Below are 14,490 nucleotides of genomic sequence, written 5' to 3'. Positions count from 1 at the left end.
GCGACCGTCCCGGCGTCCCGATCCGGGGCGAGGGGGCCGGGGTTCGGGGCGGGCGCTGCCAGCATGTGCCCCGCCGGGAGTTCCCGGCCACTCACAGAGGGGGAACACAGATGGGACGGAGGACGCTACTGCGGGGCCTGACCCTCGCCGTGGCAGCGGTCCTGCCCCTGTACGGACCCACGGCGGTGCACGCGGCGCAGTCCGCGGCGACCACCACCGCCACCGCGGTCGCGGTCTGCGGGCACACGAGCGAACAGCCCACGCTCCAGCGGGGATCCACGGGGGACCCGACGGTCGAGGCGCAGTGCGAACTCGATCTCGCGACGAAGCCGAGCCGGTACACGCCGATCGCGGCGGACGGCTCGTTCGGTCCGGCGACGGAGACGCGGGTCAAGGAGTTCCAGGCGTGTGCCGGGCTGAGCGTGGACGGTGTGCTCGGGCCGCAGACCTGGGCCGCGCTGAACACCTGGGCCGCACAGCCGCACACCTGCGCGACGCAGGGCACGTCGGCCACGGCGCAGGCGGCCGTGTGCGGTCACACCGACACGCGCCCGACCCTGCGCCAGGGCGCGAACGGCGTCGAGGTGGAGGAACTGCAGTGCCGGCTGAACCTGGCCATGGAGCCGTTCCACTACCCGCCGCTCACGATCGACGGTGACTTCGGGGGCGGCACCGCGGGCCGGGTCGTCGAGCTCCAGCACTGCGCGGGCCTCAGCGCCGACGGCGTCGTCGGCCCCAACACCTGGGCGAAGCTGGTCGACTGGTCCGGCCGCAACACGTACTGCGCGCCGCCGCGCCCGGCCGGCCACCCGGTCGACGGCCTGGACACGGCCAAGTACCAGCACCCGGGCGGCGCGCCGATCGACTGGAAGGCCGTACGGGCCTCGGACGTCGAGTTCGCGACGATCAAGGCCACCCGCGGCCTGAACGTCACCGACGAGTACCTCGCCACCGACCTGCCGGCGGCCAGGGCGGCCGGACTCGCCGTCGCGCCGTACCACTTCTACACGGGCACCGCGCCCGACACGGGCGGCGCGCAGGCCGACCGGTTCATCGCCGCGGTGCGGGCGACCGGCTACACCGGGCAGCGCGCGGGCGACCTGCCGCCGGTGTTCGACCTGGAGCGGATGGACGACGGCACCGGACGCTGCCCGACCTACGGCACGGTGGCCGACGCCAAGGCCTGGCTCGACAAGGTGGAGGCGGCCTTCGGCCGCACTCCGATCATCTACACCCAGAAGTCCTTCCTGGACGACTGCCTCGGCTCGACCACCGCCTTCGCCCGGTATCCGCTGCAACTCGCGGACTACCGCCAGTCGATCACCCAGCCGCCGCTGCCGGCCGGCTCTTCGACCTGGACGATGTGGCAGTACACCGACGCCGCGCTGTTCCCGGGCATCAAGGCCCCGGCGACCGCGGACGTCTTCAACGGCACCCAGGCCGACCTGGACCGGCTGGCCAACCGCACCACCGGTCTCACCACCGGTCTCGCCACCGGCCTGTCCACCGGCCTGTCCACCGGCCTGTCCACCGCGGCGTCGGTGACCGCGGCCGCGACGACCTGCTACGGCGGGGCGGTGACGGTGCGCTACGGGGACGTCGTCGACTTCGGCCCCTACTGGACCACCAGCCGCTGCAACGACATCAACATGCGCGTCACCGGCGGCACCGCGGACTACGTGAACGCCTGCGTGAAGTTCGCGAAGACCGGTACCTGCAACCGCTGGACCAAGGTCGGCCGCAGCTGGACGACCATCGCCACCGACGTCCTGGACGGCACCAAGTTCACGGTGCCCAACGGCGTGCCCCTGGAGGGCGACGACGCCGTCCTGCAGATCGCCTTCTGACCCGCCGGCCGTACGGAGACCACCATGATCCGCAACAGAACCCTCGCCTCGGCCCTGTGCACCGCGGCCGCCCTGCTGGGCGTGGGCGTCGCGCCCGCCTCGGCGCAGACGTCGGCCGCCTCGACCGCCACGGCCGCGGCCACCAGCTGCTACGGCGGCGCGAAGACCCTGACATACCACTACCAGGCGGCCGCCAAGGAGTACGGCACCTACACCACGTCCTCGCGGTGCAACGACATCAACCTGCGGCTCATCACGGACGAGCCGGGCGTGTACCTGGACGCTTGCGTGGTGTTCGTCGACCACACCAGCAAGTGCAACAACGGTGACGCCTACACCACGCACGGTACCGAGTGGGGAACCGTCGCCACCGACGTCAAGGACGGCACCCACTTCGTCCTGCGTGTGCACGCCTACGACATCGACGCGCAGAACGTGACGTTCCAGATCGCCTACTGACCTCTTCGCATTCGGATCCACATTCGAAAGGACGACCATGACCTCCTCCTCCCGTCCCCTGGACCGCCGCACCATGCTGCGCGGCACGCTGGCCGCCGGTGCCGGCATCGCCTTCGGCCAGCTGCTGTTCTCGGGCACCGCCCAGGCCTATTCGTGGTCGCGCACCCTGACCCAGGGCGCCACCGGCGCCGACGTGACCGAACTCCAGATCCGGATAGCGGGCTGGGCGGCGGACAGCGCCGGCCACAGCCGGGTGAGCATCGACGGTGACTTCGGCTCCGGTACGGCGGCGGCCGTGCGCCGCTTCCAGACGGCGTACGGTCTCACCGCCGACGCCAGTGTCGGACCCAACACCCAGGCGAAGCTCAACTCCCTGGAGCAGTCGGACGGCTCCACGCTCCACTTCAACTGGAGCGAGTTCGTGAACCAGTCGGACGGCACCTTCAACGGTGGCAAGCTGAGCGCCTCCCAGGTGAAGGAGAACGTCCGCCGCTGCATGTACAAGCTGGAGGCGCTGCGCAAGAAGCTGGGCGACAAGCCGATCACGGTCAACTCCGGCTTCCGCAGCATCGCGCACAACGCCGAGATCGGCGGGGCCAGCGACAGCATGCACCTGTACGGCACCGCGGCCGACCTCGACGTGCCCGGGGTGGCCACCAAGACCGTCTACCAGAAGGCGGAGACCTGCGGGTTCTCCGGGCTGGAGACGTACACCGTCGACCACCAGCACGTCGACAGCCGGGCCGACCTCGGCCGTGACTGGTGGTGGGAGGACGGCACGGTCTGACGCCGCTCTCGGGGGAGCGGAGCTCCGGGTACCGCCGCTTCGGTACTCGGAGCTCCGGGCTTCAGCCCGCCGGTGTGCCCTTCGCTGTGCTGTCGGGTGTGCTGCCGGGTGTGCTCTTCAGCGCCGCCTCGCAGGAGGGCCAGTCGTGGAAGTCGTGCCGGACGCTCCACAGCCGGTGGGCCGCCCGGATGTTCCAGTCCGGGTCGAACGCCCGCAGCGGGGTGCCGTCGAGGTCCCGCAGCCGGGCGTCGGAGATCTGGAAGACGCCCCAGTTGCGGCTGCCGTTGGTGTTCGGCAGTACGTACAGCGGGTCGAGGAACGACGCGCAGCGGGCGACGGCCACGGCGGTGCCGGGATCCTCGACGAACACCTCGCGGATCCGCTTCGCCACCCTGTCCGCCGGCCAGGTCGTCATGGTCACCCGCCGCGCGTACAGAGCCTTCTTGGTGGCGTCGTCGACCACGTTGGTGGCCGGCAGCCCCGCCAGCACCTGGAACGCGGTCACTCTGCGCAGGGTCTCCGGCCCGAAGTCGCCGTCGACGGCGAGCTTGCCCTTCGCCCGCGTCAGCAGGGTCTGTACCTCGCGCACACAGGCGTCGTGCTGTCCCATGCTCACGGTCTTGCACGCCGCGGAGTCCAGCAGCCTGTCACCGGACGCCGGCGCGGCACCGTCAGGAGAGCTGCCGGGCAGCCACACGAAGCCGGCCACCAGCACCACCGCGACCACGGCGGCCAGGACCGCGACACGCGGGGACAGCTTCTCGGGCACCCGGAACCGCCGCGGCCGCCCGGCCTCCGCCGCGGTGACGCCGGTCTCCGCCGGGGTGACGTCATCCGGTACGGCACTGCCCTGCACGCTTTCCGGCGCGTCTTCCGGTGCGCTTTCCTGCGCGTTTTCCTGCGCACCTTCCGGCACGCCCGTCCCGGCGGTCGCGGTCGGCGCATCCCGCTCGGTGTCCGCCAGAGCCCACAGCCGGTGGAGTTCCCGGAGTTCCTCCGCGCCGGCGCCGCACACCTTGGCGAAGGCGTGCACCACGCGGTAGTCCACCGGGACGCTGACGCCGGAGCAGTACCGATGCAGGCTGGATCCGCTGACGCCCGCTTCCTTGCCGAGGCGGTCGTATCCCCGGCCGCTGCGGTCCTTCAGCATCCGAAGACGGGCGGCGAATTTCTCGGTATGCGGAGAGGCAACCACGCGTCGTCCCCCGTTGCTCAAGCCTCTACTGACGGGTAGAAGCTACACCGCGGGAAAGGAGCGCGTACGTCGTTCCGTTGCCCTCATGCGACCGCCAATGACCTTTTCAGTAAAGGAATTTGACAAGTCATCAAAAAAAGCGCCACTCCCGGGCGGCCTACTTGCACTCGACCCGGCCGGCCGGAGCGGTCCCCGTCGTCAGCGCCTCGCACGCCGCCTGCCACGCGTAGGGGTCGGACCGGAGCTGGGTGCGCAGGTAGGCGGAAGTGAGGTGGCCGAGGGCGGCGACGCGCTCGGGGTTCTCGTCGGTGGTTTCGTCGGCGTCGTATCCCGATATGCCGCCGAGCAGGTGCTCGGCACCGAAGAGGGTGAGCAGGGTCTTGGGGGCGGGGGCGAGGTGGTACGGGTCGGCGTGCCAGCCGGGGCCGATGTCGGTGAAGTGCGGGGAGTCGTCCTTGTCGCCGGCGACGACCAGGGTGGGCGCGGTCATCGTGGAGAAGTCGGTGCCGTGGAAGAACGGCACCTTGTCGGCCATCCACCCGTTGAGGACGTCGCCGCCCCTGCCGGGTGCGGCCAGCAGCACGCCCGCCTTGATCCGGGGTTCGCGCAGGTCCACTTCCGCCCCGGTGTCGGGGTCGGTGGTCCGGGCGCCGAGCAGGAGGCTCGCCGTGTGGCCACCGAGGGAGTGCCCGGCGACCGCGATGCGGTCGTGGTCGAGGCGCCCGGCGAGCTGGGGCACGGTCTTCTCGATCTCGTCGAGCCGGTCGAGCACGCGGCTCATGTCCTCGGCGCGTGAACGCCAGAAGAAGGGGCCGCCCGGCGCGTCGGCGAGCTGCCGGGCCAGGGTCCGGGAGCTGAGGTGGGTGGGCTGGACGACGGCGAATCCGGCGGCCGCCCAGAGGTTGGCGAGGGGTGCGTAGCCGTTCAGCGAGGAGAGGTGGTGGGAGCCGCCGTGCCCGTGGGAGAGCAGCACGACGGGCAGGCCGGTCCCGGTCGCGGGCACGGAGACACGGACCTGGAGGTCCACGGGCCGCCCGGGCACGGACAGGGTCAGCGGGCTGTACGACAGGACGGGGGTGGGCGCGGGCGCGCCGGAGCCGGCGGAGAGGTCGGTGGATGCACTCATGGTGAGCGGTTCCCTTCTGCGTCCGACCGCGGGCAAGCGAAACGGAACGCTGTCCCGATTACTATCCGGAACAGCGTCCCGCTTTGTCAAGCGACGCCGGACGGCCCGCGTGCCGCCGGGTGGTGGCTCGTCCTCAGTCGCACAGGCTCGCCACCACCAGGCTGTCGAAGGCCAGGCGGCCGGACTGCCAGGCGGTGACGCGGACGGCGGCGTCCTCGCTCGCGTCCTGGGCGGGGAGCCGGGTCGCGGAGATGCGGCAGGGAGCGGACAGGCTCAAGGGGAAATGGAAGGCGCTGCGCAGTTCCACCGGGAGGACACGGTACGGGGCGCAGGCCGCCTGGACGGCCTGGCGGGCCGCCTCCAGGAGGACCATCCCGGGGATTTCGTCGGTGGGATGGTCGAAGAGCACCGGGTGGCCGGGATCGATCCGCAGGTCCCAGGCCAGCCCACGGCGGGCGCCGGCGGAGCCGGGGACGCCGAGGACGACGTCGCGTTCGTCGAGCCGCCCCACGATCGCCGGCGGGACGGGGTCGGGCAGGGGCGGGTACCCGCCGCCCTCCCCTGCGGCGGGGTCGCGGGGCGCCTTCGTGTGCAGGGTCAGCCGTCCGGCACCGGCGAAGTCGCCGCCGCGCAGCAGGTCGGCCTCGAGCGTGAGCGCGGTCGGGGTGCCGTGGTGATGCCGCAGGTCGGTCGCGGCGACGTCGAGACGCACTTCGGCGGGGCGGGGGCCGAGCAGAATGGCACCCGGCACCACCTCGAACTCCAGTTCCGCGATGGTGAAGTCGTGGTCCGCCGGGACACCGTAGTACGTCTGTCCGACCAGGACGGACGCCTGCCGCAGTGACTCCGCGGCGAGCAGGGGGTCGTACCAGGCACCGGCGATGGGCACGTAGAAATGGTGCCCGCGCGGCCACTGCGCGCCCAGCCGGAAGGCGTCGGGGCCCAGCCGCCGCCAGTCCGTGATCAGCACCTCGGCCACCGCGCTGCGGTCGACGAGATGGCGTGGGGCGGTCCGCACGAAGCGGAGATCGGCCTCGTCCATGGCATCCGGCGGCAGAGGCACGGTGAGTGTGGGATCGGTGAGGGACACGCAGGTTGCCTTTCTCGTGGGCGACGACGCGGATGCCCTGCCGGGCGGGCCGGACCGGGGCGGGTCGGGGCGGGGCGGGGCGGGTCGAGGACGCCAGTGACCTCGGCCCAGTGGACGGGAGGAGCCGGGCGGTGCCGGGCGGCCGTCGGCCGGGTCCCGCACCGACCCGGATCGCCGGGCGCCGCCGGATCCCCGGACCGCCGTTCCGAGACCGGAACCGCACCGGGCCGCCGGGCCGGGGCGAGGTCGGTCTCCGGACCGCAGCGGGGACCGCCCCCGGCCGCCGGGCCACCACACCACGACGAATCCGAACCGGACCGTCCAGCCCTGAACCGGCCCCCCGGCGAGCACCAGGACCCGACCGGACCCCGGGCGAAGACCAGGGCCTGAGCCGGCCCCCCGGCGAAAACCAGAACCCGAACCGGCCCCCCGGCGAAAACCAGAACCCGAACCGGACCCCCGACCAAAAACCAGAACCTGAACCAGACCCAGGGCCGGCCGCTGGGTCAGCTCGGTGGGAGTCGGGCGGGGTGTGGGCCGGGGCCCAGGGCCGGGCGGGTGGGCAGGTGACCTGCACCGGGCAGCCGGGGCGGACGACCCTGGTCGCGTCGGTGTTCGTGCGGCTCAGGCCACTGCCAGGGCCGTGAAGCGGCCGGCGTGGAACACCAGGGGGTCCGCCTGTTCGCTCAGGGAACCCTCCAGCGCCTCGGCGACGACCAGTTCGTGGTCGCCCGCCGGGTGGACCGTGGTGATGCGGCAGTCCAGCCAGGCGAGGCCGTCGGCCGGAATGGGGTGCCCGGCACGGGTCGTCGACCAGTCGCCGGCGGCGAAGCGGTCGGCGCCCTTCGTGCTGAACAGGCGGCAGAGTTCCGCGTGCCGGTCGCCGAGGATCGTCACCGCGAAGGAACCGGTGTCGCGGATGGCCGGCCAGGTGGAGGAGGTGTCCGCGGCGCACAGGGCGACCAGCGGCGGGGTCAGCGAGACGGAGGTGAAGGAGTTCACGGCCATGCCCTTGGGGCCCTCGGTCGTGTCTGCGGTGACCAGGACCACTCCTGTGGTGAACCGGCCGAGTATGTCGCGGAACGAGCGTTGCTCCAGCATGAGTTCTTTCCGATCGGGTGGGATGCCCGGCCGGGCCGGCGAGACGGCCCGGCCGGACGCGACGTGAGTGACGTGAGAGACGCGCCTGCCTCGTCGGGCCCGTCGGCCCGCCTACTTCCCGCGGGCGGCGATCGCGAAGTCCACCGCCTCCTGCGGTCGCGCCGCCGAACCGGTGATGCGCGGCGCGACGTGCCGGGCCAGCAGTTGCATGCTGCGGTTGGTCTTCTCCCAGGACGTCCAGTCGGCGACGTAGACGAGCAGCGTGCCGAAGCCGCCGGTGATCTCGTGGAGCCGCTCGATGCCGGCCACCACGTCGTCCACCGAGCCGACGAGCGCACCGCCCGCCTCGACCCGCGCCTCCAGCGCCTTCTCGCGCGGCACATCGGGGCTGAGGACGTCACGCCCGGCCGCCTTGCCGAAGTACTCGAACAGCCAGCGGTCGTACCCCTCGCGGACGTCCGCGTACGCCTCCTCGCGGGTCTCGGCCACGTGCACCGGCAGCGCGATGCGCCACTTGTCGCGGTCCAGGGTCTGCCCGTGCTCGGCGGCGGCCTCCTCCGCGTACTTCCACTGGTGGGCGAGGTTGATGTGGGCCGGCGCGCCCGGCGTGAGCAGGGCGAAGGGGAGCGCGAACGACGTCATGCTCAGCCCGTACCGGCCGATCAGGCGCGGGCTGGACTGCGAGGTCCCGGAGGTGGCGACGGCGACCTCGATGCCCTGCGGGCTGAACCGGGGCAACTGGAGCTTGGCGTCGCGCAGGTCGAACCAGTCGGTCTGCTGGGTGATCCGCTCGTCGCCGTTGACGAGTTCCAGGACGGTCGGCAGGGCCTCCTCCAGGCGGCGGCGCTGCACCGGCTGCTCCAGGCCGAACATCTTCGCGTCGAAGGGCACGCCCGGGCCGACGCCCAGGATGTAGCGGCCGCGGGTGAGGTGGTCGAGGTGGACGGCCCGGCTCGCCACGTGGAAGGGGTGGTGGCCGGAGAGCGGTACGACACCGTGGGCCAGCTTGATCTGGGTGGTGCGCTGCGAGGCGGCGGCTATCAGCGTCTCGGGTGCCCCGACGAGCCCCCAGCCCAGGGTGTGGTGCTCGCCGAACCACGCCTCGTCGAAGTTGAGGTCGTCGACGTACTCGACGAGGTCCAGGTTACGGCGGATCGCCAGGTGCGGGTCCTGGCCGGTCTCGTGGACGGGGGACAGGAAGAGACCGATACGGCTGTGCATGACAGAAGCCTCCGGGAAGTGACGGGACGTGAGTCGTGCGCGGGAAGCGCGAGGAAGAGAGGAGGGAGAGAACAGGGCGAGAGGAGGGCGAGAAGGAGACGGGCGCCGGTCAGGCGACGCGGTACACCGCGTCCTTCAGCGAGCGGACCTTCTCGTAGTCGGCCGCCAGGGCCGCCTCGTCCGGTGCGGTGAGGAACACCCGCAGGGAGCTGGTCAGCAGGTCGACCGTGGGCTTGATGCGGGCGCCGGGACCGAACTTGACGGCCGCGAAGAACACGCTCTCCAGGGACCGGATCTCCGCGACGGCCGTCTCGTCGACGGACTCCACGACACCGTCCAGCTCGGTCGGGGTGTTGTAGACGACGGCGGGCTGCAGCCGGGCGTACGTCCGGCCGGCGCGCTCGGCGCGGAACTCGTCGGGCCGGGTGTACGCCTGCGCGGTGAGCGCGGCCTGGTTGTGGCCGAGGCACAGGTCGTGGAAGGGGGCGTTGATGTTGCCGTTGAGTCGGGTGCCGATCTCCACCAGGACGGGGCCCTCGTCGGTGACGATGACCTCGGCGTGGGCGGGTCCCCAGGCGACGCCGAGCGCGGCGAGGACCTCGTCGACGTACCCGGTGAGCGCCGCGACCACCGGGTCGTCGTCCGGGTCGGCGAGGAGGTCGCGGTTGTAGATGTTCTTGCCGGACGGCAGCAGCGTCTTCTCGTACTCCCAGACGCCGCAGACGTACCGTTCGCCGCCGCAGCTGACCGTGTCGACGATGTACTCGGTGCCCTTGAGATAGGACTGCACGAGGATCTCGGTGTTGGCGAGGCCGAACATGTTCGGTGCGTCGAGCACGGCCCGGGCGGCGGCGCGCACCGCGGCGGGGCCGTCACAGACGACGACACCGTCGGAGGCCGCCGAGCTGAGCGGCTTGACGACCACCGGGTAACTGCCGTGTTCCTCAGCCCAGTTCACCGCGGCGTCCGGGTCGTCGGTCTTGAACTGCCGTGCGCAGCGCACTCCGGCCCGGCGCAGCGTCTCGATCATCTCGTACTTGTCCCGGCGGGCCGGCGACAGCGCCGAGCCGTTGGAGGGGACGCCGACCGCCTCGCTCAGCCGGTCGGCGAGCGGCACCGACGACTCCTGCCCCGCGATCACGCACACCGGGCGAAGGGCGCGCAACCGCTCGGCGAGCGCGGACTCGTCGCCGTGGCCGGCGATGTTCTCCGTGTACGCGGTGAGGTCCGGCGGCGCCATCGTCGGGATCAGCTCCGGCGTGGACTGGACGTGGACGACGTCCGTGCCGTACGCGGCGAAGGCGGCGGGGTAGAAGTTGCCGGCGGAGTAGCCGTCGACGACCACGGCGACGGGACGGGTGGGTGTGCTGGTCATGAGACGGCCTCCGGGGTGGACGTGGACTCGTCCTCGATGAAGCGGGCCAGGCGGGCGACGCCCTCGCGGATCGCGGCGGGGGTGAGGTTGCTGAAGCCGAGGCGCACGGCGCGTTCGCCGCCGCCTTCGAGGTGGAACATGCTCATCGGCGCCCAGCTGACGCCGTAGTCGCGGGCCGACCGTTCCATGGCGGCCAGGTCGGCCTCGAAGGGCACCTCGACGACGAGGAAGAAGCCGCCGCGCGGCCGGTTCCAGCGCACCCCGTGCTCGGCGTACCGCTCGGGCGGGAAGTGCACGGCGAGGGCGTCGAGGGTGGCCGCGAGCCGCTTCTGGTAGACGGCGGCCAGATCGCGGGTGGCGGAGCGCAGGTCGTGGCCGGCGTCGACGAGGATGCCGCCGATCGCCGCCTGGGAGAGCGACGACGAGCCCACCGTGAACATCGCCTTGGCCTTGGAGAGTTCCTGGGCGAGGGTGCGCCGGACGCCGTCCTCGCCGACCACCTCGCGGTCGCCGACCAGGTAGCCGAGCCGGGCGCCGGGGAACGCGGACTTGGCGAAGGAACCGAGGTAGACGACGTCCCCCCGGGTGTCGAGCGACTTCAGCGTGGGCAGCCGCTCCTCGTCGCTCGCGAACAACCCGTACGGGTTGTCCTCCAGGATGGTGAACCCCTCCTCGGCGGCCAGCGCGAGCAGCCGCCGCCGCACCTGGAGCGGTACGACCGTGCCGGACGGGTTGGAGAAGTCGGGGACCAGATAGAGCGCGGCAGGCCGCTTGCCCTCGGCGCGCACGGCGCGCACCGCGGCGGCCACGGCCTCCGGTTCGAGCCCGTTGGGCCCCTCGGTGACGCCCTTGACCGGGATGTCCAGCATGCGGGCGGCCCCGCGGATGCCGACGTACGCCGGGGACACGGACAGCAGCACGTCGTCGGGTGACCGGAACAGCCCCCGCAGGGCGACCAGCGCCGCCTCCTGGAAACCGTGCGTGATCATGACGGCCTCGGGCGAGACAACGATGTCCTCGTCCTTGGCGAGCATCCGCGCGACTTCCTCCTGGATGAACCCGTTGACGGGTCCGTACTGGAAGTGCAGCCGGGTGATGCGCTGTTCGGGCACCCCCTTCTCCCGCAGATGCGCGATGTAACGGTCGACGTAGTAGGAGAGCCTCGCGAGGTCGTGGGTGCCGTCGTGGGGCGCGCCCGACGAGAACGACAACGCTTCGGGGAACCTCATCGCCGTCTCGCTGAGCAGGCGCATCGAGTCCATGTCCGGATCGACGATGCCGGCGTGCAGCTCTTCACGGCGCAGAGGTGTGGCGGCTTGCGGCACTGGCGTCAGAAGCACGTCAGTCGGTCCTTTCGGGGAAGGTCACTTCGCGAATGCGGGGGTCTGGGAGGCAGCCCCTGGGAAGGGTGAGGTCGGCGGGGGCGGAAGACCCGCAGGCTCAGGCCGCCGCCCGGGACCGCCCCGCGGCCCAGGAACCCTTGCCGGGGGCCCACTGCCGGATGCGGATGCGGCGGACGATGCCGCCCCTGACGTAGGGCTCGGCGTCCAGAATCCGCTGCAACGCGTCACGGTCCTCGGCCTCGTAGACCAGCAGACCGCCGTTGGTGTCCTGGAGCGGCCCGCCGAGCAGCAGGACGCCGCTGTCGGTGAGGGCCCGCAGGTAGTCGGTGTGGGCGGGGTGCAGGTGCTCCCGTCCCGCGCGGTCGACGTTGTACTCGAACTCGACGACGAACGTCGCCATGGAAACCTCCGTTGTCACGGTTTCGGGGTTGGGGGGCGGGGCTCACATGTAGAGGCCGCCGTTGATGTCGATGACGGATCCCGTCGAGTAGCCGGCGCTCTCCGAGCAGAGGTGGAGCACGCTGCCGACGGCCTCGGCGACGGTGCCGTAGCGGCCCATCGGCAGCTTGGCCAGGACGGCCGCCCGCTGCGCCGGGTCGCGCCGTTCGAACGCCCCCGCGACCCGCTCGGTGGCGACGGGACCGTGGGCGACGACGTTGACGACGACCCCGGTCGGGGCGAGCTCGTACGCCATCTGCTTGGTCATGCCGATGACGGCGGCCTTGGCCCCGACGTACGCGGCGTTGTTGAAGTGGCTGTACGTACGGCCGCCCGCCGAGGCGAAGTTGACGATGCGGCCGTAGCCGTCGGCGGCCATGCGCGGGGCGCACACCTTGACCGCTATCCAGCTGCTGACCACGTTCTCCAGGAAAGACTGGTCGAAATGGCCGGTGGTGAGGTCGGCGTAGCCGATGACCCGGGTGTCGCCGCCGACGCCGTTGACGAGGATCGACGGGGCGAACCGGTCGACGATGTCGGTCAGTTGGCGTTCCGCAGCCGGGATGTCGGTGATGTCACCGACGACGGCCTCGACCTTCGTGATCTGCCCCAGCTCCGTTGCGAGCCGGCCCACGGCCTCCGCGTCCCGGTCGAACAGGACGAGCGTGTGGCCCTCCTCGGCGAGCTTGCGCGAGACCTCCGTGAGGATGCCGCCGGCGGCTCCGACGAGGAGTGCGGTGCGGGGAGTGCGTGCGGACATGTGGGATCACCTTGTCTGTGTGGCGGGGTCTGTGTCGTCGGGGACTGTGTGGTCGGGGTCTGTGTCGTCGGGGACTGTGTGGTCGGGGTCTGTGTCGTCGGGGTCTGTGTGGTCGGGATCTGTTCAGCGGAGGTCGCTTGTGGGGACGGCCCGGGACTGGACGGCGCCCGGCGGGACGGCGTCGGACCCGGACCCGGACTCGGATCCGGCGGCGGCGTCGGCCGCGAACCCGGTCAGCCTCGGCAGGACGGCGAAGCCGAGTGCCACGGCCAGGCCCAGGCCGAGGACGGACAGCCACAGCGGTCCGTAGCCGTGGGCCTGGGCGAAGGCCAGTCCTGCGGGGCTGCCGACGACGAACGCGGCGTTCCAGGCGAAGAAGTACGAGCCCTGGTAGGTGCTGCTGCGTCCGGCGGGGGCCCGGTCGGCGATGAAGGTCGCGGACATGGGGGCCCACAGCACCTCGCCGAGTGTCCACAGGACGGTGGCGAGGGTGAAGGTCACCATGCCGTCGGCGAGGGCGTTGGCGCCGAAGCCGAGGGCCATGAGCCCGGCGGCCAGGACCAGCGGCACGTGGGCGCGCAGCCGGCCGACCAGGCGGGGCACGAGCGGCAGCAGCAGGACCGACAGTACGGCGTTGACGGCGAACACGAACCCGATGCCCCTGGTGGTCAGCCCGCTGTCCCGCATGTCCAGCGGGAGCGCGGAGTTGACCTGGAGATAGATGCAGGCCAGCAGGAAGGTCAGCAGGAGGAAGGCGACCAGGACGGGGGTGCGGAAGGGTTCGGCGATGCCGCGCGCGGCCGACTTCAGGGCGGCCGCGGCCCCGGCGGGCCGGTCGGCGTCCCGCGCGGGCGGCGGGTCGGCGGGCACCGCGAAGACCAGGGCCGCGTAGACGAGGCTGGAGACCGCCCAGACCACGAACAGGGCGCCGGGGCTGACTTCGAGGAGGAACCCCGAGACGACCGGGCTCAGCGACATCCCGATGTTGAAGCCGACCAGGAAGAGGCTGTACGCCTTCGAGAACTGCTCCTGGGGGACGATCGCGGAGATCAGCCCGGCCCCGGCCGGCCGGTCCACCGCCGACAGGAACCCGGTGACCAGCGACAGCGCGCACAGCGCGGCGACGTGGTCGGCGACGCCGAACAGCAGGGCCATCACGGCGGTCACCGGCTGGGCGGCGACGATGGTCCGGCGCGGCCCGATCAGGTCGGCGACCGCCCCTCCCACCAGACCGGACAGCACGACTCCCGCGCCGAAGAGCCCGACGACGAGCGGGGTGGTGCCGGGGGCGACGCGGCCGTCCTGCTCCAGGTAGAGGACGAGGAAGGCGGGGGCGAGCGTCCCGAGCCGGCCGGCGGTCTGCCCGAACCACAGCAGCCAGAACGCTTTCGGAAGGGCCATCAGGAGCATCCCGTCGTGTCGGAGAGGTGGGGGACGGTGCCGCGGGGAGTGCGGGTGTTCCCGCCGTCCCCTTGACGCGTCGCGAACGAGTCCATGGGTCCTCCTTCGCGACCCCGGAGCGGCGGCGCACCCGGTGCTGTGCGGATGACGCCCCGGCCCACGAGCACAGCCTGCTGAGGGGACGGTGGTCTGTCGCCCGCTGTGCCGTTGAGCGGAACGGGTGACGGGCGCGGGGAGAGCGGGGCGGCCGGGACCGCGGGTGGCCGCGGCGGGTGTGCGGCGGCCCGCGCGGGGGTTTCCGTGCCCCGGCCCGGCCCTCCGGCGCTCCGGGCCGGCGCCGTACCGCC

13 protein-coding genes are annotated in these 14,490 nt (G+C 72.0%); 3 read left to right on the top strand and 10 right to left on the bottom strand.

Annotated elements, in window-relative coordinates; genetic code table 11:
- The first annotated feature begins 110 nt into the window (after window positions 1–110).
- The 3 genes from JF597_RS55650 to JF597_RS23580 are packed head-to-tail and all read left to right on the top strand — an operon-like array spanning window position 111 to window position 3,093.
- Window positions 111–1,847, top strand: a complete 1,737-nt coding sequence (locus JF597_RS55650; protein ID WP_366916442.1) for a GH25 family lysozyme — start codon at window positions 111–113, stop codon at window positions 1,845–1,847.
- Between the two features lie 24 nt (window positions 1,848–1,871).
- A complete protein-coding gene (locus JF597_RS23585) occupies window positions 1,872–2,306 on the top strand; it encodes a hypothetical protein (RefSeq protein ID WP_293998067.1) in 435 nt (144 codons plus the stop codon).
- A gap of 37 nt (window positions 2,307–2,343) precedes the next feature.
- Window positions 2,344–3,093: a D-Ala-D-Ala carboxypeptidase family metallohydrolase gene (locus tag JF597_RS23580; RefSeq protein WP_293998064.1), complete on the top strand. Its 750-nt coding sequence runs from the start codon at window positions 2,344–2,346 to the stop codon at window positions 3,091–3,093.
- A 61-nt stretch (window positions 3,094–3,154) separates the two neighbouring features.
- Here JF597_RS23580 and JF597_RS23575 read toward each other — a convergent pair whose 3' ends face one another.
- The 10 genes from JF597_RS23575 to JF597_RS23530 form a co-directional block, all read right to left on the bottom strand.
- On the bottom strand, window positions 3,155–4,288 hold the full coding sequence (locus tag JF597_RS23575) for a helix-turn-helix domain-containing protein (RefSeq protein WP_293998062.1): 1,134 nt from the start codon (window positions 4,286–4,288) through the stop codon (window positions 3,155–3,157).
- Window positions 4,289–4,445: 157 nt separating this feature from the next.
- Window positions 4,446–5,414 (bottom strand): chlorophyllase, encoded by a 969-nt coding sequence (locus JF597_RS23570; protein ID WP_293998060.1) that lies wholly within the window; start codon window positions 5,412–5,414, stop codon window positions 4,446–4,448.
- A 133-nt stretch (window positions 5,415–5,547) separates the two neighbouring features.
- Entirely contained in the window at window positions 5,548–6,504 is a 957-nt protein-coding gene (locus JF597_RS23565; protein ID WP_293998057.1) for a ScbA/BarX family gamma-butyrolactone biosynthesis protein, read from the bottom strand.
- 624 nt (window positions 6,505–7,128) lie between these two features.
- Window positions 7,129–7,605, bottom strand: coding sequence for a flavin reductase family protein (locus JF597_RS23560; RefSeq protein ID WP_293998054.1), 477 nt, complete (start codon window positions 7,603–7,605; stop codon window positions 7,129–7,131).
- Window positions 7,606–7,716: 111 nt separating this feature from the next.
- Window positions 7,717–8,826, bottom strand: a complete 1,110-nt coding sequence (locus tag JF597_RS23555) for an LLM class flavin-dependent oxidoreductase (RefSeq protein WP_293998051.1) — start codon at window positions 8,824–8,826, stop codon at window positions 7,717–7,719.
- Between the two features lie 109 nt (window positions 8,827–8,935).
- On the bottom strand, window positions 8,936–10,201 hold the full coding sequence (locus JF597_RS23550; RefSeq protein WP_293998048.1) for an ATP-grasp domain-containing protein: 1,266 nt from the start codon (window positions 10,199–10,201) through the stop codon (window positions 8,936–8,938).
- Window positions 10,198–11,541, bottom strand: a complete 1,344-nt coding sequence (locus JF597_RS23545; protein ID WP_293998046.1) for a PLP-dependent aminotransferase family protein — start codon at window positions 11,539–11,541, stop codon at window positions 10,198–10,200. Before JF597_RS23545 ends, JF597_RS23550 begins: the two co-directional genes overlap by 4 nt.
- A gap of 100 nt (window positions 11,542–11,641) precedes the next feature.
- Entirely contained in the window at window positions 11,642–11,944 is a 303-nt protein-coding gene (locus JF597_RS23540; RefSeq protein ID WP_293998044.1) for a YciI family protein, read from the bottom strand.
- Between the two features lie 42 nt (window positions 11,945–11,986).
- Window positions 11,987–12,742 carry an SDR family oxidoreductase gene (locus JF597_RS23535; protein ID WP_293998041.1) on the bottom strand — a complete coding sequence of 252 codons (756 nt, stop codon included), beginning with the start codon at window positions 12,740–12,742 and terminating at the stop codon, window positions 11,987–11,989.
- Window positions 12,743–12,865: 123 nt separating this feature from the next.
- A complete protein-coding gene (locus JF597_RS23530; RefSeq protein ID WP_293998039.1) occupies window positions 12,866–14,143 on the bottom strand; it encodes an MFS transporter in 1,278 nt (425 codons plus the stop codon).
- Window positions 14,144–14,490 lie beyond the last annotated feature (347 nt).

It is taken from the genome of Streptomyces sp., assembly GCF_019510245.1.
GTDB lineage: Bacteria > Actinomycetota > Actinomycetes > Streptomycetales > Streptomycetaceae > Streptomyces.
The sequence above is the reverse complement of the archived record's forward strand: the minus strand, read 5'-3'. Positions and strand labels throughout refer to the sequence as shown.

Excerpts from the sequence above, each read along its gene's own strand:
- JF597_RS55650 (WP_366916442.1), top strand. The coding sequence starts at position 111 with ATGGGACGGAGGACGCTACTGCGGGGCCTGACCCTCGCCGTGGCAGCG.
- JF597_RS23585 (WP_293998067.1), top strand. The coding sequence starts at position 1,872 with ATGATCCGCAACAGAACCCTCGCCTCGGCCCTGTGCACCGCGGCCGCC.
- JF597_RS23580 (WP_293998064.1), top strand. The coding sequence starts at position 2,344 with ATGACCTCCTCCTCCCGTCCCCTGGACCGCCGCACCATGCTGCGCGGC.
- JF597_RS23570 (WP_293998060.1), bottom strand. The coding sequence starts at position 5,414 with ATGAGTGCATCCACCGACCTCTCCGCCGGCTCCGGCGCGCCCGCGCCC.
- JF597_RS23560 (WP_293998054.1), bottom strand. The coding sequence starts at position 7,605 with ATGCTGGAGCAACGCTCGTTCCGCGACATACTCGGCCGGTTCACCACA.
- JF597_RS23555 (WP_293998051.1), bottom strand. The coding sequence starts at position 8,826 with ATGCACAGCCGTATCGGTCTCTTCCTGTCCCCCGTCCACGAGACCGGC.
- JF597_RS23550 (WP_293998048.1), bottom strand. The coding sequence starts at position 10,201 with ATGACCAGCACACCCACCCGTCCCGTCGCCGTGGTCGTCGACGGCTAC.
- JF597_RS23540 (WP_293998044.1), bottom strand. The coding sequence starts at position 11,944 with ATGGCGACGTTCGTCGTCGAGTTCGAGTACAACGTCGACCGCGCGGGA.
- JF597_RS23535 (WP_293998041.1), bottom strand. The coding sequence starts at position 12,742 with ATGTCCGCACGCACTCCCCGCACCGCACTCCTCGTCGGAGCCGCCGGC.
- JF597_RS23530 (WP_293998039.1), bottom strand. The coding sequence starts at position 14,143 with ATGGCCCTTCCGAAAGCGTTCTGGCTGCTGTGGTTCGGGCAGACCGCC.